This is a genomic window from Winogradskyella wichelsiae (assembly GCF_013403925.1).
GTDB lineage: Bacteria > Bacteroidota > Bacteroidia > Flavobacteriales > Flavobacteriaceae > Winogradskyella > Winogradskyella wichelsiae.
In genome coordinates this window covers 801658-820344 of the sequence record NZ_JABFDJ010000002.1, presented here as the reverse complement: position 1 = coordinate 820344, position 18687 = coordinate 801658, and the positions used below count along the sequence as shown (strand labels likewise).

19 protein-coding genes are annotated in these 18687 nt (G+C 32.2%); 11 read left to right on the top strand and 8 right to left on the bottom strand.

What is annotated here, in order from left to right:
• Nucleotides 1–108: 108 nt before the first annotated feature.
• The 3 genes from HM985_RS07215 to HM985_RS07205 all read left to right on the top strand — a co-directional run bounded on the left by HM985_RS07215 (nt 109) and on the right by HM985_RS07205 (nt 2621).
• A complete protein-coding gene (locus HM985_RS07215) occupies nt 109–1236 on the top strand; it encodes a metal ABC transporter permease (RefSeq protein ID WP_179314098.1) in 1128 nt (375 codons plus the stop codon).
• Complete coding sequence (locus tag HM985_RS07210) at nt 1229–2389, top strand: metal ABC transporter permease (RefSeq protein ID WP_179375583.1); 1161 nt, start codon at nt 1229–1231, stop codon at nt 2387–2389. The genes HM985_RS07215 and HM985_RS07210 overlap by 8 nt, the downstream gene beginning before the upstream one ends.
• 82 nt (nt 2390–2471) lie before the next feature.
• On the top strand, nt 2472–2621 hold the full coding sequence (locus HM985_RS07205; protein WP_179375582.1) for a hypothetical protein: 150 nt from the start codon (nt 2472–2474) through the stop codon (nt 2619–2621).
• A 40-nt stretch (nt 2622–2661) separates the two neighbouring features.
• On the opposite strand, the gene HM985_RS07200 is transcribed toward HM985_RS07205, so the two are convergent.
• Nucleotides 2662–3450 carry a TerB family tellurite resistance protein gene (locus HM985_RS07200; RefSeq protein WP_179375581.1) on the bottom strand — a complete coding sequence of 263 codons (789 nt, stop codon included), beginning with the start codon at nt 3448–3450 and terminating at the stop codon, nt 2662–2664.
• Nucleotides 3451–3601: 151 nt separating this feature from the next.
• On the opposite strand from HM985_RS07200, the gene HM985_RS17350 reads away from it, so the two are divergent.
• The 6 genes from HM985_RS17350 to HM985_RS07175 all read left to right on the top strand — a co-directional run bounded on the left by HM985_RS17350 (nt 3602) and on the right by HM985_RS07175 (nt 9665).
• The gene (locus HM985_RS17350) at nt 3602–3733 is read left to right on the top strand and encodes a hypothetical protein (protein WP_262886516.1); all 132 of its coding nucleotides are present in this window, start codon (nt 3602–3604) and stop codon (nt 3731–3733) included.
• A 216-nt stretch (nt 3734–3949) separates the two neighbouring features.
• A complete protein-coding gene (locus HM985_RS07195) occupies nt 3950–4360 on the top strand; it encodes a BrxA/BrxB family bacilliredoxin (protein ID WP_179375580.1) in 411 nt (136 codons plus the stop codon).
• Between the two features lie 156 nt (nt 4361–4516).
• On the top strand, nt 4517–5254 hold the full coding sequence (locus HM985_RS07190) for a lysophospholipid acyltransferase family protein (RefSeq protein WP_179375579.1): 738 nt from the start codon (nt 4517–4519) through the stop codon (nt 5252–5254).
• 22 nt (nt 5255–5276) lie between these two features.
• Nucleotides 5277–6257, top strand: a complete 981-nt coding sequence (locus HM985_RS07185) for an acyl-ACP desaturase (RefSeq protein ID WP_179375578.1) — start codon at nt 5277–5279, stop codon at nt 6255–6257.
• Nucleotides 6258–6266: 9 nt separating this feature from the next.
• Nucleotides 6267–6929: an HD domain-containing protein gene (locus HM985_RS07180; RefSeq protein ID WP_179375577.1), complete on the top strand. Its 663-nt coding sequence runs from the start codon at nt 6267–6269 to the stop codon at nt 6927–6929.
• A gap of 90 nt (nt 6930–7019) precedes the next feature.
• Complete coding sequence (locus HM985_RS07175) at nt 7020–9665, top strand: T9SS type B sorting domain-containing protein (protein WP_179375576.1); 2646 nt, start codon at nt 7020–7022, stop codon at nt 9663–9665.
• On the opposite strand, the gene HM985_RS07170 is transcribed toward HM985_RS07175, so the two are convergent.
• Both HM985_RS07170 and HM985_RS07165 read right to left on the bottom strand, forming a co-directional pair.
• A complete protein-coding gene (locus tag HM985_RS07170) occupies nt 9662–9844 on the bottom strand; it encodes a hypothetical protein (RefSeq protein WP_179375575.1) in 183 nt (60 codons plus the stop codon). The genes HM985_RS07175 and HM985_RS07170 overlap by 4 nt on opposite strands.
• A 9-nt stretch (nt 9845–9853) precedes the next feature.
• Complete coding sequence (locus tag HM985_RS07165) at nt 9854–10732, bottom strand: AraC family transcriptional regulator (RefSeq protein WP_179375574.1); 879 nt, start codon at nt 10730–10732, stop codon at nt 9854–9856.
• Between the two features lie 284 nt (nt 10733–11016).
• Between HM985_RS07165 and HM985_RS07160 the strand changes: the two genes are divergently transcribed.
• Together HM985_RS07160 and HM985_RS07155 are read left to right on the top strand one after the other, a co-directional pair.
• A complete protein-coding gene (locus HM985_RS07160; RefSeq protein ID WP_179375573.1) occupies nt 11017–11574 on the top strand; it encodes a hypothetical protein in 558 nt (185 codons plus the stop codon).
• A gap of 584 nt (nt 11575–12158) precedes the next feature.
• Nucleotides 12159–12716, top strand: coding sequence for a hypothetical protein (locus HM985_RS07155; RefSeq protein WP_179375572.1), 558 nt, complete (start codon nt 12159–12161; stop codon nt 12714–12716).
• 364 nt (nt 12717–13080) lie between these two features.
• Here the strand turns inward: HM985_RS07155 and HM985_RS07150 are convergent, their stop codons facing one another.
• The 5 genes from HM985_RS07150 to hemH form a co-directional block, all read right to left on the bottom strand.
• The gene (locus HM985_RS07150) at nt 13081–13863 is read right to left on the bottom strand and encodes an enoyl-CoA hydratase/isomerase family protein (RefSeq protein WP_173587737.1); all 783 of its coding nucleotides are present in this window, start codon (nt 13861–13863) and stop codon (nt 13081–13083) included.
• A gap of 107 nt (nt 13864–13970) precedes the next feature.
• Nucleotides 13971–15392: a sensor histidine kinase gene (locus HM985_RS07145; protein WP_179375634.1), complete on the bottom strand. Its 1422-nt coding sequence runs from the start codon at nt 15390–15392 to the stop codon at nt 13971–13973.
• Nucleotides 15393–15570: 178 nt separating this feature from the next.
• On the bottom strand, nt 15571–16119 hold the full coding sequence (locus HM985_RS07140; RefSeq protein WP_179375571.1) for a CopD family protein: 549 nt from the start codon (nt 16117–16119) through the stop codon (nt 15571–15573).
• Between the two features lie 12 nt (nt 16120–16131).
• Nucleotides 16132–17484, bottom strand: coding sequence for an MATE family efflux transporter (locus HM985_RS07135; protein ID WP_179375570.1), 1353 nt, complete (start codon nt 17482–17484; stop codon nt 16132–16134).
• 12 nt (nt 17485–17496) lie between these two features.
• Entirely contained in the window at nt 17497–18519 is a 1023-nt protein-coding gene (hemH, locus tag HM985_RS07130) for a ferrochelatase (RefSeq protein ID WP_179375569.1), read from the bottom strand.
• Nucleotides 18520–18687: the final 168 nt, after the last annotated feature.

The following is an 18687-nucleotide window of genomic DNA, read 5'->3' as shown; positions in this document are numbered from 1 at the left end:
ATGAACGTAATTAAAAAAGAAACTGATTGCCACGACTTAAAAAAGTCTCGCAATGACAAAACAAAGTAAACTAGTGCGAAACGGGAGATTACTGATTTCGCAGGAATTATGGACATATCAAAATACATAGAATTAGTCTTTACAGATTACACCCTTAGAACCATAACACTCGGAACAGCAATTTTAGGTGCTATTACCGGAATGCTAGGGAGTTTTGCTGTACTAAGAAAACAAAGTTTATTAGGTGATGCCATTTCGCATGCTGCCTTACCTGGTATCGCAATTGCTTTTTTAATTACAGGAGCAAAAGACACCAACACGCTTTTAGTAGGTGCACTTGTCAGTGGACTTATTGGAACCTTCTGGATAAAAAGTATCGTAACAAAAACTCATTTAAAATCCGACACCGCATTAGGACTTATTTTATCCGTGTTTTTTGGTTTCGGAATGTTGTTACTCACTTTTATTCAAAAACAACCCAATGCTAACCAGGCAGGCTTAGACAAATACCTGTTTGGGCAAGCAGCAACTTTAGTAGAAAGTGACGTTTGGATGATGGCTATCGTCACCGGACTTTGTTTAATAGTAATGCTGACTTTTTGGAAAGAATTTAAACTCTTACTCTTTGATGCTGATTATACAAAAACACTTGGTTTTAATACCAAATTCATAGATATTCTTATTACTGTCTTTATTGTATTAGCTATTGTATTAGGCTTACAAACGGTTGGTGTTGTTCTAATGAGCGCTATGCTTTTAGCACCCGCAGCAGCTGCCAGACAGTGGACTAATAGCTTAGCTAAAATGGTGTTTTTAGCAGCCATATTTGGCGCGTTTTCAGGGGTTTTTGGAACTGCAATTAGCTCTACTCAGAACAATTTATCTACAGGTCCTGTCATTGTGCTTGTAGCAAGTGTGTTTGTTGCATTTTCATTTATATTTTCACCAAGTAGAGGCTTATTATTCAAGCAAATTAGAGTCTTAAAAAACAGACGCGATTTAGAATTACATAAAACGTTAGCCTTTATGTATCATATTGCAGAAACACATGATAATATTTCGCACCCACATAAGATTAAACTTTTAAATAATTTTCAAGGTTACACCAAAAGCACCCTTCAAAAATTAGTAGATAAAAACTATGTAGAACGTAACGGAAGTATGTGGAACTTAACACAAATCGGCTTTGAAACTGCCGCAAATTTGTACACTAAACAAGAGACAGAAGATGAATAGTGCTCAAATAGAAATACAACTTATAGCAAGTTTAGTTGCCATTGCTTGTGCCATCCCAGGAACATTTTTAGTGCTGAGAAAAATGGCTATGATTAGCGATGCCATAAGTCACGCTATATTACCAGGTATTGTTATTGGGTTCTTTGTAACGCAAGACTTAAATTCACCTGTACTTATTCTTTTAGCAGCTTTAACCGGAATTATTACCGTTGTCTTAGTTGAATATATTCAGAAAACAGGCTTAGTAAAAGAAGACACAGCAATTGGTTTAGTGTTTCCTGCATTATTTAGTATTGGCGTCATTCTTATTGCAAAAAACGCTAATGATGTACACCTAGATGTCGATGCCGTTTTATTAGGTGAATTAGCCTTTGCCCCTTTTGATAGATTATTAATCGGCGGTACAGATGTAGGACCAAAATCACTTTGGGTAATTGGTTCAATTTTACTCGTTACAATATCACTATTAATCTTATTTTTTAAAGAATTAAAAGTAAGCACATTTGATACTGGCTTGTCTGCTTCTCTCGGGTTTTCACCAGCAATTATCCATTACGGATTAATGTCTGTATCATCCGTAACTACAGTTGGTGCCTTTGATGCCGTTGGCGCTATTTTGGTCGTTGCACTTATGATTGCACCAGCAGCTTCGGCCTATTTACTCACCACAGATTTAAAGAAAATGTTAGCTTTAGCTATAAGCTTTGGAGTATTTAGTGCTGTATTTGGGTATTGGGTAGCACATTGGCTAGATGCGTCAATCGCTGGATCAATAACTACGATGCTTGGTATTGTATTCTTATTGGTTTATTTATTTGCACCTTCAAAAGGTATTATAGCGGTAATATATAGAGAACGTCAACAACGAACAGAAGTATCTTTATTAACTTTCCTACTACATCTAAAGAATCATGAAGAACTAGAAGAACGCCACGTTAATCATCTTTATGAACATATTAATTGGCAAAAAGTTCGAGCGAGAAGCGTCTTAGATTTAGCACAGAAAAATAATATGATTCTTATAGAGAAAAACATCGTTTCCTTAACTAAAAAAGGAAATGAATTTACCTCAAAAGCTATCGACTATATTATAACTAATGAGGATTCGCAAATTGAAGATATGAAAGACGACTTCTTCCTTTTTAGAGGATAAATTAAATATCTTTGCTATTATTTTTAAATAAAATGAAAGATTTAATTCTAAATTTCGACTGAGCTCAATATTTTAAATAATCATGAAACTACTTAACTATTTCACTGGTAAAAACGGATTAATCATTGTAGGCTTTATTGTGTTGTGTGTTTTTATTTACAACAAGTACAAAACACAACGCTATTTTAAATACATAGAAAAACGCCAGAAAGAAAAAGAGCAAAACGACTAATTTCTAGATTTATAGCTACCTAACACCGATAACAAGAGACCTACTTAAATCCACGTTCTTTTTGAATATGCTCATAAGCTTCTTGCACCTGTCTAAACTTAGCTTCAGCACCTTCTTGATGTTCTTTTCCTAAATGACCAAGACGATCTGGATGGTACTTTTTAGCCATAGAACGGTACGCTTTTTTAACCTCAGCATCGGAAACAGACTTATCTATTTCTAAAATTTTATAAGCATTATCGCTACTGTTATAAAACATTGCTTTAATACTTTGGTAATCTCTATTACTAATTCCTAGATAACCAGTAATCATATAAATCTGATTCAATTCATCGTCTGTAACAATACCATCAGCTTTTGCTATTCCGAATAAAAAATGAAGCAATTGCAAACGAGATGCATGATCCATCATTTGCTTGATCTGCAAACACACTTGACGTGTAGAAATATCTTGTTTATTAATACGTTTAAATAACTCGAAAGCCTTGTTTGCTCTATCCTTACCATACATATTGGTAAATTGTTGACGTACAAAATCTAATTCTCGCTGATCTTGCTTACCATCTGCTTTTATAACTACAGAAGCCAAAATTAAGAGACTCACTTCAAAATCACCAGACTGGGTTTGTGGTCTTGATGCACGATCACCGTAATTTGGCATTTCACGATACGTATCACGCTCTTTACCAGATTGTCTATCTCCAATTAATGGAGAATTCTTTTCTGCTATATTATCAACAAAACTACCTAAAGCTAATCCTATAATAGCACCTATAGGACCACCAAATGACCATCCTAAAGCACCACCAATCCATTTTGCAAAACTCATATTTTAATTTTAATTTGAAATTCAAAGATACTATTTGTTAGTTGTATGGAATTACATTTTGTTACGTTTTGTACAAAACCTTTTATATAAAATCGCACCATATAAATATAACCAATACCAAATTATTATACTATTTAGATTATACACAAGAATGCTAATTACTATTAGCAACATTTCTAATAACGACACACAACAAAACACAACCAAAACATTTAACGAGCCTCGTTTAGTAAATGACCCTAATGGTTTAATTGATGTAAACACGTCTAATACTTATTATTAATGGATAATTATGCTATTGATCATAAAACTATCAGGTTAATAGTATCTCAACATACAATGTTGTTAATAATATTCAACACACCTTTAGCCTATAGTTTTGTTATACTATTGAAAAACAAAATGACATCATTTAAACTGCAAACTGATCACTGAATTCTGCCTACTATTTTTCATTACCTTTGTAGCTCAAAAAAAGATTAATTAAAAAGAAAGAAATATGTATCCAGCAGAATTAGTAAAACCAATGCGTGAGGATTTAACCAAATTTGGTTTTGAAGAATTACACACATCAGAAGCTGTAGAAAATGCTATTGCAAAAGAAGGAACAACTTTAGTGGTTGTAAATTCTGTTTGTGGATGTGCCGCAGCAAATGCTAGACCAGGATCTAGAATGAGCTTAGAAAACGCAAAAAAACCAGACCATATCGTTACTGTTTTTGCAGGTGTAGATAAAGAAGCTGTTGATGCAGCAAGAGCACATATGGTTCCTTTTCCTCCAAGTTCTCCATGTATGGCTTTATTTAAAGATGGCGAATTAGTACACATGTTAGAGCGTCATCACATTGAGGGTCGTCCTGCTGAATTAATTGCAGAAAACCTTAAAGATGCTTATAACGACCATTGCTAAAATAACAAACCGTTAGAAAACCATAAGTAATTAAAACCACGATAATCATCGTGGTTTTTTGTTTTTATACGTAATACCAATAGATATTTTCATCTCACAAAAAAGAGCATCAAACTTTAAGATTTTGATTATTTTTGTCCAAACAAATTTAGTAACGTGCAAAAACTATTAGCCTATCCCCTTTCTGTTGTATTCTATTTATGTTTTGGTTTCACCTTGGTTGTTTTTCACCCCATCCAATGGTTAAGCTATAATCTTTTTGGTTATAAAGGATTAAAAAAAACAGTAGATGCATTACAGTTTTTTATCATGAGATGTCTTAATTTGTTGGGCACTAGAATTTCTTTTTATAACCCTCATATACTAAACACAGAACGCCCAATAATTATAGTATCCAACCATCAAAGCATGTTCGATATATCACCAATTATGTGGTATATGCGTAAGCATCATGTAAAATTTGTATCTAAAAAAGAACTAGGTAAAGGCATACCAAGTGTATCTTATAATTTAAGACATGGTGGTTCTGTTTTAATAGATCGAAAAAATCCAAGACAATCTTTATCTGCAATGATGACCTTTGGCTCTTATATTGAAGAAACAAAAAGAGCCGCTGTAATTTTCCCTGAAGGCACCCGAAGTAAAGACGGAAAACCAAGACCTTTTAAAACTAAAGGGTTAGAAATGTTGATTAAAAAAGTGCCCTCTGCACTTATACTTCCTGTCACTGTAAATAACTCTTGGAAGATGTTACGCTACGGTAACTTTCCTATGGGAATAGGAAATCATATGACATTTACCGTACATAAGCCCGTAGAAATTATTAACTTTACAGATAAGACTGAATTAATTCAGCAAGTAGAACAGACTATTATTAATGCAATCGAGAAGTAATCTTCTCAAAAATCCCTGAAAGATGTCGTTAAAAAATGTAAGACTAGAAGTAATGCAGCATCTCGAAAAAGATGTACAATCACTTATTGAAAAATATTTAATTCCTGTTGAAAAAATATGGCAACCCACTGATTTTTTACCAGATTCTACAAAAGATTCATTTTTTGAAGAAGTGAAAGAAATTAGAGAACTTTCTAAAGAATTACCTTACGATTTCTGGGTGGTCTTAGTTGGTGATATGATAACTGAAGAAGCTTTACCAAGTTACGAATCTTGGTTAATGGACGTAGAAGGAGTTGACCAAATTGAACGTAATGGATGGTCTACCTGGTTAAGACATTGGACAGGTGAAGAAAATAGACATGGTGATGTTCTAAATAAATACTTATACTTATCTGGGCGTGTAAACATGCGCGAAATTGAGAAAACCACACAGTATTTAATTAATGATGGTTTTGATATTGGCACAGGTAGAGATCCTTATAAAAACTTTGTTTATACTAGTTTTCAAGAATTAGCAACTTATGTTTCTCATAATCGTGTGGCTAAAATTGCCAAGCAAAAAGGCAATAAGCAATTGGCTAAAATGTGTAAAATTATTTCTGGTGATGAGATGCGTCACCACCACGCCTATTCAGAGTTTGTAGAGCGTATTTTTGCTGTAGATCCTAGCCAAATGATGATGGCTTTTCATGATATGATGAAGCGTAAAATTGCCATGCCAGCACATTTCTTAAGAGAATCTGGAGAAAGTATAGGTACTGCTTTTGAAGAATTTTCTAACACTGCACAACGTATTGGTGTGTACACATCTAACGATTATGTAGATATTTTACAAAAACTAATTGATCGTTGGGAAATTGGAAATATGACCGGTTTAAACGAAGAGGCCGAAAAAGCAAGAGATTACTTAATGAAACTACCTCCTAGAATGTATCGTTTATCGGAGCGTATTAAAATTCCTGAAAACTCATTTCAATTTAAATGGGTAGACCCTGCATAATAGTTTATTATGACGACTTTAGATGCAAAACTCACCGAAGCAACGATTGACTTCGTTAAAACAGAACTTAAAAATGCCGAAGGTGGCCACGATTGGTTTCATATAGAACGTGTCTACAAAAACAGTTTACTAATTGCTGAACAAGAAAATGTAGATTTAACAGTTGTTGCATTGGCTGCATTGCTACACGACATTGCGGATCCTAAATTTCATGATGGAGACGAAACTTTGGGTTCTAAAGTAGCTAGTACGTTTCTTATAAAACAAAATGTAGCTCCTGAAATTATAAAACATGTAACTCAGATAATTGATAACATGTCTTTTAAAAATTCATTTGACTTAAATACATCGTTTAATTCTAAGGAAATGGAAGTGGTACAAGATGCAGATCGCTTAGACGCCATCGGTGCTGTTGGTATTGCGCGTTGCTTTAACTATGGTGGATTTAAAAATAGAGCATTATATAACCCTGAGATTGAGCCAAACTTAGCGATGTCTAAATCAGAATATAAAAATTCTGAAGCACCAACAATTAATCATTTTTATGAAAAATTGTTATTACTAAAAGATAAAATGAACACCAAAACAGGTAAGCAAATTGCTACTGAAAGACATTTATATATGGAAGGTTTTTTGAAGCAGTTCTTTGCTGAATGGGAAGGAAATCTATAATTACTATTATTAATTTATTATGACATACTAAATTAGAAAACATATATCGTAATTTCTCAAATTCAATTAAAACCATAAAATAAAGCCAAAATGGAAAATTTATTGAAATATACACTATACACTTTCTTTCTTATTGCTAACAATTTTACGTGCCTTGCTCAAAAAGAAACTAATATTTGGTATTTTGGGGGAAATGCAGGGCTAGACTTTAATAGCGTACAGCCAGTAGCCTTATTAGATGGAGAAATAAATACTACAGAAGGTTGTGCAAGTATATCGGACAGTAATGGAAACTTATTATTCTATACCGATGGAATTACTGTATACGATGCAAGTCATAGCATAATGCATAATGGTTCAGGATTAAATGGAGATACTTCAAGTACTCATTCTGCGATTATTACACCCAAACCAAATTATCAGAACATATATTATATTTTCACAGCAGATGCTCAAGGGGGACGTTATGGCTTACAATACTCTGAAGTAGATATGACATTAAATATGGGTTTTGGAGGTATTACAAGTAATAAAAATATACAGCTTTATACACCTATTACTGAGAAATTGGCAGCAATAAAACATGCTACGCTTAATGAATATTGGGTAGTGAGCCATAAATATGGAAACAACGAATTTCTAGCCTATAGAATTTCAGAAAATGGTGTAGAAGTAGATCCAGTAATTAGCGCTGTTGGCAGCTCTGTTGATACTGTAAGACAAACAGAGTTTGGTGATTATATCGGTCAAATAAAAATTTCTCCAGATGGTACAAAATTAGCTTTAGCTAGATCTGTCTCAAATAAATTAAAATTGTACGATTTTAACGCCAGCACAGGTCAAGTATCAAATCCTATGTTATTGTCATCAAACATATCTCCATATGGAATTGAGTTTTCACCTAATAGCCAAATTTTATATGCAACTGTGCATGAAGGTATATATCAATATGACATTTCAGAATCCAATATGGATCAAATTATTTTATCCGAATTTTTATTATTTTCTACCACATCTCACAGTCAGAGAAAATCATTACAATTAGGGCCTAACGGTAAAATATATCTAGCTAAATTTGGAATTGGTAATCTTGATGTTATCCACGAACCTAACTATTTAGGATTAGCGGCTAATTATGAGAATTCTGGGGTATCTTTAAACGGTAAAATATCCAAACACGGATTACCTCCATTTATTCAATCTTTTTTTAATGCTAGTTTTAAAGCTGTTAATCTATGCTATGGTGACATCACTAGTTTTAATTTAACAAATAACACTCAACCTTTTGATAGTCTTATATGGGATTTTGGTGATGGAACTACTTCAACAGATGAAAACCCTTTACATATTTTTAACGAAGAAGGGGATTATGAAGTTTCATTAATAGTCACAGCAGGTGCTGAAAATAATGTAATTATAGATACTATAACCATATTCGGGCAACCAATTGTGGAACCAATTGTGGAATTAATACAATGTGATGACGACACGGATGGTTTTAGTTCTTTTAACCTTAATGAGGTGATACCAGATATTATAAGTAATATTACTACTGAAACTTTTTCATTCCATGAAACAGCACTTAATGCTCAAAATAAAATTGAACCTATTTTGAATACTCTACAATATGTTAATGAAACAGTTGGTTCCGATATCATATTTGCAAGGGTAGAAAATTCTAATGGCTGTTTTGAAATTTCTCAAGTTAATTTAGAAGTCTCAACAACTCAGATACCAAGTACATTCTTAAAAGAATTTTATCAGTGTGATGATGGTAACAACAATACGGATGGCGTTGCTACGTTTGATTTTAGCTCAGTAGCTACTGAGATTCAAGAGTTATTTCCAGTCAATCAACAGTTAATTATCAATTTTTATCTGAACGAAGAGGACGCACTATCTGAAACGAATTCAATTAATAATATTTCAAATTACGAAAACGCAGAATATCCATTCACTCAAAATATCTTCGTACGAGTTGATAATGCATTAAATAACGATTGCTTAGGCTTAGGACATTTTATTACACTATATGTTAATGCAATACCACAAATTACTTTAATGACTGATGAAGTCAGTATTTGCAAAGGCGACTCAGTTGAACTTATTGCAGACCAAGGATTTGATAGTTATAATTGGTCAACAGGCGAAACAACTAGAATAATTACTGTAGAAGAAGCTGGTCAATATAAAGTTACTATTTCAAATACTTATAATAATACAATTTGTAGCATAGATAAAACTATAACTGTTACGGAGTCTGAAATTGCAACAGTATTAGAAATTGAAACTGTTGATTGGACACATAGCAACAACGTAATTTCTGTCTTTATAGAAGGTTTAGGAGATTATGAATACTCCTTAGATGATATTATTTATCAAGATAGTAATGTGTTTTCTAACTTATATATTGACGAATACTCTATATATGTTAGAGATAAAAATGGTTGCGGAATTATAAAAGAAGATGTCTATTTAATGTATTACCCTAGATATTTTACACCAAACGGAGATGGAATCAATGATACATGGCAATTAACTAACGGAGCCAAAGAATCATTAAATATGCTATCTATTTATGATCGTTATGGTAAATTAATGACACAATTAAATTCAAGTAATCTAGGATGGGATGGAACTTATAATAATAATCAAATGCCTACAAGTGATTATTGGTTTGTTTTAGAGCGCCAAAATGGAACAACTTATACGGGTCATTTTACATTGAAACGCTAAAACATAGGTGCATTATTCCAATTCTCTTTTGCCACTTCTGAAGCCGTCAACTTATATTCAATTGCAGCCATTTCTTTACCATATTGAATAATTTCATCAGCCGTTAGTTGGCTATTAGCATTTACAGCATCACCTTGCTTAGTATAATAAGCTATTGCATTTTCTATTTTATCATCCATACTTATATATTATTGAACCATTAGTTTTAGCTCTCCTCTATATTTAGAAGCACTTTTGCCTGTAAACTCTTTAAACAATTTATTAAAATGCGAAAAGTTATTAAAACCACATTCAAAACTAACATCTGCAATACTCATTTGACTTTCTGAAAGGAGCTTTGTTGCATGCACCACTCGGTACTCATTAACAAGCTTTGTAAACGTTTTACCTGTTACCTTTTTAAAATAACGACAAAAGGCAGGGACCGTCATACTTACCTTATCAGAAATTTCATCTAAACTAATGTGTTCTTTAAAGTTCTGGTTAACATGCTTAAAGATAATATCAATCTTAGCACTGTCTTGTGGTTCTGTTTCGAAAGCAAAACCATCTGCATTTAATATGGTATAATCTTCAGACTTAGCCAAACCATGCAAAACCTCAAGTAGAATTAAGATTCTTTTAAATCCTGTTTTCTCATTTAGTCTTTCAATTTTTTTTCCAAGTTTTAATTTTGTGGTAACACCAAATAGAATTCCTTTTTTAGAAAGTTCAAATAATTTATTGATTGCTTCCATTTCTGGAATATCAAAAAAATGATTTCCTAAAAACTCTGGTCTAAATTGTACTAAAGTTTCAGAACCATTTATAGTTAGACGATCGGTAAAACCATTATGCGGTAAATTTGATCCTATTAATAATAACTGACTATTATTAAAGTAAGATAAGTGGTTACCTATATGGCGTTTTCCTTGTCCCTTATTAACATAGACCAACTCTATTTCAGGATGGAAATGCCAATAAGGCTTTACCTCACCTTTATACGCATCTATTTTATGCTTCCTTACTAATATGGAACTTCCAAATTCGGGGCTTATTTTTTCTAAAGTAGGTTTTCTTGTGTTCATAATATATTAATTATGGCAAAGTTAAATCTATTCGAATCTAAAACCTATAGCAGATTACCAATAATATATACTATTTTGTCCCAATAATACAATAATAACAACCATTAGGGTAATTAAGTATATATATCAGCCAACATGCTTGTTTTCAAAAGCTAAAAGCCACTATATCTTTGTAGTGTTAAAACATTTGAACTGAATAATTTAAAAGTCAAGACTTAGTAAGATAGACGAAAATAATTAAAGTCAGATTTTAAAATTTTAGTTTAACTCAAAAAAGAAACATTATGAAAACATTATTTAAAAACATTTTAGTATTAGCTGTGATGTTAGGAACATGCACAAGCTACGCAACGACAACATTAGAAGTTATACCTACTTTTAATAGTGTAAAAAAGGGAAATTCAATCACTGTTACTGACGCAGCTGGCTCAGTGGTATTTAGTGGATTAATCAACTTTGACGGAAACATCAGCAGTCTTTATGATTTTTCTCAATTAAACGATGGTGTTTACATCATTGAAGTTGATAAAGATTTTGAAATTGAAATAAACACAGTTGAAATAAAAAACAATAACGTTAGCTTTATTGACCAAAGAAGTGAAAAATTCTTTAAACCTGTATTTAGAGTAGAACAAGACAGAATCATCATCTCTAAATTAGCCTTAAATTCTGCAGAGATGAAAGTAGATCTTTATTTTGAAAATGAATTAATTCACACAGAAACCATAAAAGGAGGTGAAATTATAAATAGAGTTTACAAATTGGATAAAAAGATTAAAGGTGAATACACAGCAGTTGTAAGTTCTAATAATCGTGAATACATTGAAAACTTTAAAATATAAATTGTTCTTTACATATTAAGTTTATTTAGTTAAAAGTGGGCCCGAAGGTCCACTTTTTTTATGCTTAATTTTCACTTCATTTATCTTCAGCAATTAATAAATCTATTTTGCACTTTAGTATACACATCTAAATCTTCGTAATAATTTGGATTCACAATACCACAAAGTGCAATACCACATAAATAAAACCCAATTGAATTTATAACTACATTCCTTCTATAGCTAAGGAGTTTTTTTTATCAATAATTTAATGCACAAACTAACAACCTAAACAACAAACACCCCTTAAGAAAATAGCCACAAAAACAAATTACACCAAAAAATTCCTTAACTACCCCAAAAAATTATAGGTAGACATAAAATATAAATGGTTTTTCAAATTATAGATATTAGTTTTTAACGCTAAAATTAGACACATATCACAAACCTATGGCAAATTACCAATAATATATACTATATTAACCCAAAGAAAACACAACAATATTGATACGGTTAATTTTGCACACAAATTAGCCAAAATCGTTGTTTTACACATTTAAAATGCGTTATATATTTGTACCATAATTACTTTACAAAATTTGATAATGAAATCACTATTTAAAAATATATTAATGCTAGCTGTAATGATCGGATCATTTACAAGCTACGCTACCGAAACTTTAGAAGCGGCTCCAACATCTAACTATGTTAAAAAAGGAAATTTAATTTCAGTCTCTGATTCTTTTGGAGAAGTTATTTACAGCGGAACAGTAAATTACTCTGGTGCTCTTACTTCACTTTTTAATTTTACACAATTAAAAGATGGCAAGTATACTGTTGAAGTAGACAGAGATTACGAAATAGAAATTAATACTATTGAAGTAAAAAACCATTTAGTATCTTATTTAGCTTCTAGCAGAAAAGTAATTTTCAAGCCTTTAGTTAGAAATGAGAATGCTAAACTTTTGATTTCAAAATTAGATTTAGAGTCAGATAATATGAACGTTGAACTATACTATGAAGGTGAGTTAATTCTTTCTGAAACAGTAAAAGGAAGTAAGGTTCTAAATCGTGTGTACCAATTAGACAAAACTCTTAAAGGCAGTTACACAGCCAAAATTACGTCGAATGACAGAGTGTTTGTCGAGAATTTCAGAATATAGATTGTTGTTTATATTAGTTTATTTAGTTCAAAAAGTGGGTTGTAGAGAGCCCACTTTTTTTTGTTTAAAAAAGTCTGACTTTGCCATTTTTAAAAAATTAAAATTCGGTTTAATTCATTATGTTTAGAGAGGTTAATTTAGATTAGTTATTTGATAATATGGATGTTATAAGCTACTCAAACACACTATATATTTGTTAAAAATAAAAATATAAAGACATGTACCAATTTTACAAAATACAACTAGCTATTATGAGTCCTGTTATTATAGCAAGCCTCATAATAATGGCACCTATATATTATTCGTATAAAATATTATCTAAAAAGAATGTTGTTAAATAATATTTTATACGAATATTATTTTATTACTTACCAGGAAAATCCGCCTTACGCTTCTCTAGAAATGCCGTAGTACCTTCTACAAAATCTTCGGTACCAAAGCAATTACCGAAAGCTTCAATTTCAACTTCAAATCCATTAACTCCATCATCATAATTAGCGTTAATTGCACCAATAGCCTCAGCAATGGCAACAGAAGAGTTACGCATTATTTTACTAGCAATCTTTTCAGCAAGCGGTAATAATTCTTCTTGAGGCACAACATGATTCACCAAACCGTAGCTTAAAGCTTTATTTGCGTCAATCATACCTGCTGTCATAATCATTTCCATAGCTCTCCCCTTACCTACTAATTGCGGTAAACGTTGTGTACCTCCGTATCCTGGAATAACGCCAAGAGACACTTCTGGTAATCCCATTTTTGCATTATCACTTGCCAATCTAAAATGAGAAGCCATAGCTAATTCTAATCCACCACCAAGAGCAAAACCATTTACAGCAGCAATAACCGGTGTACTTAAATTCGCTACAAAATCAAATAAAATCTCGTGACCTTGGGCAGCTAAATCACCTCCTTCTTCAACATTAAAATCAGCAAACTCACTAATATCAGCACCTGCTACAAAAGCTTTTTCTCCACTTCCTGTAATAATAATCACCTTAGTATCACCATCTGTATCAGCCGCTTCAAAAGCATCATGTAATTCCTGAATGGTAGCTCTATTTAAAGCATTTAATTTTTTAGGTCTGTTAATTGTAATGGTTGTAATTCCGTTAGAATGTTCTGATAAAATATTTTCGTAGTTCATAAAAAACTTATTTTTATTCCCAAGGAAGAGGGAATTTTATTATTTAAAATTTAATTGCATAACTCTAAGAGAACACAACCATTTGCTTATTTCTATAATATCCTAAATTAATTAGGATTCTGATTTTTAGGAAATATAACTGTAAAAATAGTGCCTTTTCCTAGCTGAGATGTAAAGGTAATATTTCCTTTATAAGTTTCTACAATGTTTTTCACCATTCCTAAACCAAGCCCCATTCCACTAGATTTGGTAGTAAACTTAGGTTCAAATATTTTAGCTTTTGTCTCTTCGGAGATTCCAGATCCATTATCTTCAACTGTAATACACACATTATCATTCTCATTAAAAACACGAACTGCAATTTTTGGATTTTCAGAAGTTTCAGGTATGGATTGAATTCCGTTTTTAACAAGATTAGTTACCACTCTAATCAACTGAGTTCTATCAAATTTTGCTATAATCTTTTCTGCTTCCGAATGAAACTCAATATAATCCTCTGTAAAAATATCGAGTGCCATTTTTACAATCAGCACTACGTTAAGTACTTCACTTTTTTGAGCTGGCATTTTAGCAAAATTAGAAAAAGCCGAAGCAATAGAACTCAAGGTATCAATTTGTTGAATAAGCGTATTACTATATTCTTTAAGTTTTTGATGAATATTTTCATCTTGTGGATCAAATTTACGTTCAAAACTCTGAACGGTTAATCGCATTGGGGTCAATGGATTTTTTATTTCGTGAGCTACCTGCTTTGCCATTTCTCGCCACGCTTGCTCTCGCTCATTGATTGCTAATTTTACAGCACTTGCCTCTAACTCATCAATCATACTATTATATGAATTTACTAACGTTTCAATTTCTTCACTAGAAGATTCAATCTCAATTTTCTTATTACGTTTTTCAAGTCGCGTTTCACTCATCTTATCACTAATCGTTTTAAGCGATTTTGTAATAAACTTAGAGATGAAATAAGCAAAAATGATAGCAACAAGAATAAGTACCAAATAAGCATAAGCTAAACGAAACAAAAACTCCTTAAGCTCTTTATTAAAGAAGTCATCATTTTCTAAATACGGTAAGTTTAAAATTGCAATGTTTTTAAACTTTTCGTCCATAATATAGCTATACGAAGACTGAAAGGTATGACCCGAAACTTTGTTTTTTAAAACATAACGATGCTCTAAAGTATTAGATAAAACATTCAGTATTTCAGCATCTAAACAGCGTTCATTTGGATCTACCTGCAAGGTTCGTTTAGAACTTTTTAGTAATTGCCCATCGAGATCGTATAGTTTAATTTGTAGATTATGAATGGCATCTATTTCAAATATTTCATCTTTAAAAATTAGCGGAATATTTTCTGTAGTTACAGGATAAGTAGTTTCGCGAATAACAAAGTCAATGCTTTGCTTAATGGCTTTTTCCTTTCGCTCTAAACGTTCTTTATGGTAATCTTTAGCCTCTTCACTATATTGATAAATCGTTACTGCTGCAATTAAACCAGATGCCAACAAGACCAAAAGGATCATGTTTAAAACTATTCGGGCTCTTAAGGATAGGCGTTTAATCATTATGGAAATACCCAATATAAATGGGCGGCTTTTAATTCTTAGTTACAAGTCTTAAAGATAGCAATAATCAATCCAAAGCAGGTAAGTCTAATTTTCAAATTAATAAAAATCTAAATTTTTTTATAAAGACTCTTTTTTAAGCTTCAGGATCTTTTGAACGCATATTTTTATACAGCTTAAACCCTAGCATAATTAAAATACCCAAAACAAAAACACCTACAATACCAAAAATCCAATTAATTGAACTTTTAAGAATCACTAAGAAAACAACAGCAAAAAGTATAAATGTTGCACCTTCATTCCAAATACGCATAAAACTAGAGGTCACTTTTACCTCGTCATTCTGAAGTTGTTTAAAGTAGATATGTGTTTTATAATGGTAAATAAATAAGAGCAATACAAACGTGAGTTTTACATGCATCCAGCTTTGCTGAAACCAGCTTGGCATTAAAATCATTAATATGACAGCAAATAAAGTCGCTAAAATTGCTGAAGGCCAAGTGATAATAAACCACAATCGCTTTGCCATCAGTTTTAATTGCTTACCTAAAATTTCTTTTTCGGGTGAAGGCTTATCGGATGCTTCAATTTGATACACAAACAACCTAGGAATATAAAACAACCCAGCAAACCATGTAATTACAAAAATAAGATGAAAGGATTTTATATATTGGTAATACTCCATGAGCTCACTAATTTAAACTATTTTATTGATTAGATTTTTTCGGATTTCACGATTTAAAAAATAGCCCGTTACAATTGTAGCTAAAACATCTGCAATAGGAAATGACATCCACACGCCAATTTCACCATAAAATTTTGGTAAAATTAATATCAACGGAATAAAGAAAAACCCTTGCCGAGACAACGTAAGTAACAATGCAGGTGTGGCCTTACCAATCGCCTGAAAATAAGCAGCACCAATAAGTTGCAATGCTATAATTGGTGTCGCAGCAAAAACCCAGCGCATTGCATAAGGTGTTTGTCTTATAACATCTAAATCTGAAGTAAATACCCTAGTAATTGCCTCAGGAAACAACATAAGCACTACAAATATTACAGAGGCTAAAATAGCGGCATATTTTATAGCAATATTAATACTCTCCCTAACACGTTCGTAATTTTTAGCGCCATAATTAAATCCTGCAATTGGTAAAAAACCTTGAGTTACACCAAGTACAGGAAACAAAGCAAACATTAACATTCTACCCACAATAGCATATGCTGTAACAGAAGTTGCACCACCTAAATTGAATAGAATATTATTCATAAACAAGTATGTAACGCTAACAACAGCTTGTCTTGCCAAGGTTACAAAACCCAAAGCTGCAATTTCTTTTACAATAGACAAATCAAGACCAAAGTGTGATAAGCTTATTTTTAATTCTGAATGCTTTGAATTAAAAAACCAAACAACGAATAAGAATGAGCAACTATAAGAAATTGTTGTTGCCCATGCCGCACCAGCCATTCCGTAACCCAACAAATTGATAAAAATATAATCTAAAAGTAAATTACCAATTGATGGAATCATCATGGCATACATTCCGAATTTTGGTTTTCCTTCTGCTCTAATCACATTATTACCAAGCATAGAAAAGGCCAACATAGGAATTCCGTAAAGCACAATTTTATAATACACTTTTGCAGGGGCTAAAATTTCGCCTTTACCACCAAAGAGCAGAATAATATCATCTGCAAAAAATAACCCCAGCGCTACAATAGATGTGGTTAATACTAAAACTAATGTAATTTGGTTTCCAAAAGTTTTTAAAGCTTTCTCGTAATTAGAAGCACCAAGTGCGCGAGAAATAATAGATGCTCCACCAACACCAACACTCATTCCTAAAGCCGCAATAAAGAACGAAACAGGTAATACAATATTTATAGCTGCAATAGCAATGGCACCAATCCATTGCCCAACAAAAATAGTATCAACTACAACATTTAGAGACATAACCAACACTCCAATAGATGCGGGCACAGCTTGCTTAATTAGCAATTGACCAATTGGTTGATTTCCTAATTCTTCTGACGACACTTTTGCCATTAATTAACTTAACTATTTAGAAGTTGCCCATTCATTAATCCATTTTGCTAAAAGACTAACCCATTCGGCATCATCATTTAAACATGGAACTGTAGAAAATTCCTTTCCTCCCATTTCGTGAAAAATCTCTTCACCTTCCATAGCAATTTCTTCTAAAGTCTCAAGACAATCACTAACAAATGCAGGCGTTACAATAGCCATTTTCTTAATGCCTTCTTTTCCAAAACGCTCAATGGTTCTATCTGTATAAGGTCTTAACCATGGATCGAAACCTAATCGCGATTGAAAACTGGTAGAGTATGTTCCCTCTTTCAATTTAAGATGCTCCCCAACCAAACGTGTTACCTCTTTACATTGATGTCTGTAACAAAACTCATGTGCTTTAGATGCCGTTGCACAACAACTTCCATCAATTTTACAATGCGATTTTGTAACATCACTTTTTCTAATGTGTCGTTCAGGAACTCCATGATAAGAAAACAATAAATGATCGATATCTTTTCCTTCAATACTTCTCGAAATACTATTAGAAAGTACTTCGATATATTCTGGATTATTATAAAATGCTTTTAAATCAGAAAATTTTAACTGAGGAAAATGTTCTTGTCTTATCTCTTCAGCCAATACCAAAATAGTTTCGGTCGTTGCCATAGCAAATTGAGGATATAGTGGCACTAAAAAGACCTCATCAACACCTTTATCGACTAATTCTTGTAAGCCTTTTTTAATCGTCATACTACCATAACGCATGGCTAATGCGATAGGATATTCTACCTGTTCCTGAACTTTTTCTTGAAGTCGTTCAGATAACACAATTAAAGGCGAACCATCTTCCCACCAAATTTTCTTGTATGCCGCTGCAGATGCTTTTGGTCGTGTATTTAAAATAATACCTTTTACCAATAGCGTTCTAGCCCAAAGCGGTACATCAATAACACGCTCATCCATTAAAAATTCCCCAAGATATTTCTTAACATCTTTAGGATTTGGACTCTCTGGTGAACCCAAATTGACTAATAAAATTCCTTTTGCCATAGTTTTCTTTTTCGCTTACAAAAATACACTCTTAATATAATACTTTCTAATGGTTGGTATTGCTTTTATTTATTCTACTATTTTAAATATTTTGTTAACTTTTAATTTATCAATTAAAAAATAGGTAGTTTTAATTTTAGTATTTTATCGAGTTTAACGAATTCTGTA

Excerpts from the sequence above, each read along its gene's own strand:
- HM985_RS17350 (WP_262886516.1), top strand. The coding sequence starts at position 3,602 with ATGCTAATTACTATTAGCAACATTTCTAATAACGACACACAACAAAAC.
- HM985_RS07145 (WP_179375634.1), bottom strand. The coding sequence starts at position 15,392 with ATGATCCTTTTGGTCTTGTTGGCATCTGGTTTAATTGCAGCAGTAACG.
- HM985_RS07165 (WP_179375574.1), bottom strand. The coding sequence starts at position 10,732 with ATGAACACAAGAAAACCTACTTTAGAAAAAATAAGCCCCGAATTTGGA.
- HM985_RS07185 (WP_179375578.1), top strand. The coding sequence starts at position 5,277 with ATGTCGTTAAAAAATGTAAGACTAGAAGTAATGCAGCATCTCGAAAAA.
- HM985_RS07160 (WP_179375573.1), top strand. The coding sequence starts at position 11,017 with ATGAAAACATTATTTAAAAACATTTTAGTATTAGCTGTGATGTTAGGA.
- HM985_RS07210 (WP_179375583.1), top strand. The coding sequence starts at position 1,229 with ATGAATAGTGCTCAAATAGAAATACAACTTATAGCAAGTTTAGTTGCC.
- HM985_RS07195 (WP_179375580.1), top strand. The coding sequence starts at position 3,950 with ATGTATCCAGCAGAATTAGTAAAACCAATGCGTGAGGATTTAACCAAA.
- HM985_RS07175 (WP_179375576.1), top strand. The coding sequence starts at position 7,020 with ATGGAAAATTTATTGAAATATACACTATACACTTTCTTTCTTATTGCT.
- HM985_RS07215 (WP_179314098.1), top strand. The coding sequence starts at position 109 with ATGGACATATCAAAATACATAGAATTAGTCTTTACAGATTACACCCTT.
- HM985_RS07150 (WP_173587737.1), bottom strand. The coding sequence starts at position 13,863 with ATGAACTACGAAAATATTTTATCAGAACATTCTAACGGAATTACAACC.
- HM985_RS07180 (WP_179375577.1), top strand. The coding sequence starts at position 6,267 with ATGACGACTTTAGATGCAAAACTCACCGAAGCAACGATTGACTTCGTT.
- HM985_RS07135 (WP_179375570.1), bottom strand. The coding sequence starts at position 17,484 with ATGGCAAAAGTGTCGTCAGAAGAATTAGGAAATCAACCAATTGGTCAA.
- HM985_RS07205 (WP_179375582.1), top strand. The coding sequence starts at position 2,472 with ATGAAACTACTTAACTATTTCACTGGTAAAAACGGATTAATCATTGTA.
- HM985_RS07200 (WP_179375581.1), bottom strand. The coding sequence starts at position 3,450 with ATGAGTTTTGCAAAATGGATTGGTGGTGCTTTAGGATGGTCATTTGGT.
- HM985_RS07155 (WP_179375572.1), top strand. The coding sequence starts at position 12,159 with ATGAAATCACTATTTAAAAATATATTAATGCTAGCTGTAATGATCGGA.
- HM985_RS07170 (WP_179375575.1), bottom strand. The coding sequence starts at position 9,844 with ATGGATGATAAAATAGAAAATGCAATAGCTTATTATACTAAGCAAGGT.
- HM985_RS07140 (WP_179375571.1), bottom strand. The coding sequence starts at position 16,119 with ATGGAGTATTACCAATATATAAAATCCTTTCATCTTATTTTTGTAATT.
- hemH (WP_179375569.1), bottom strand. The coding sequence starts at position 18,519 with ATGGCAAAAGGAATTTTATTAGTCAATTTGGGTTCACCAGAGAGTCCA.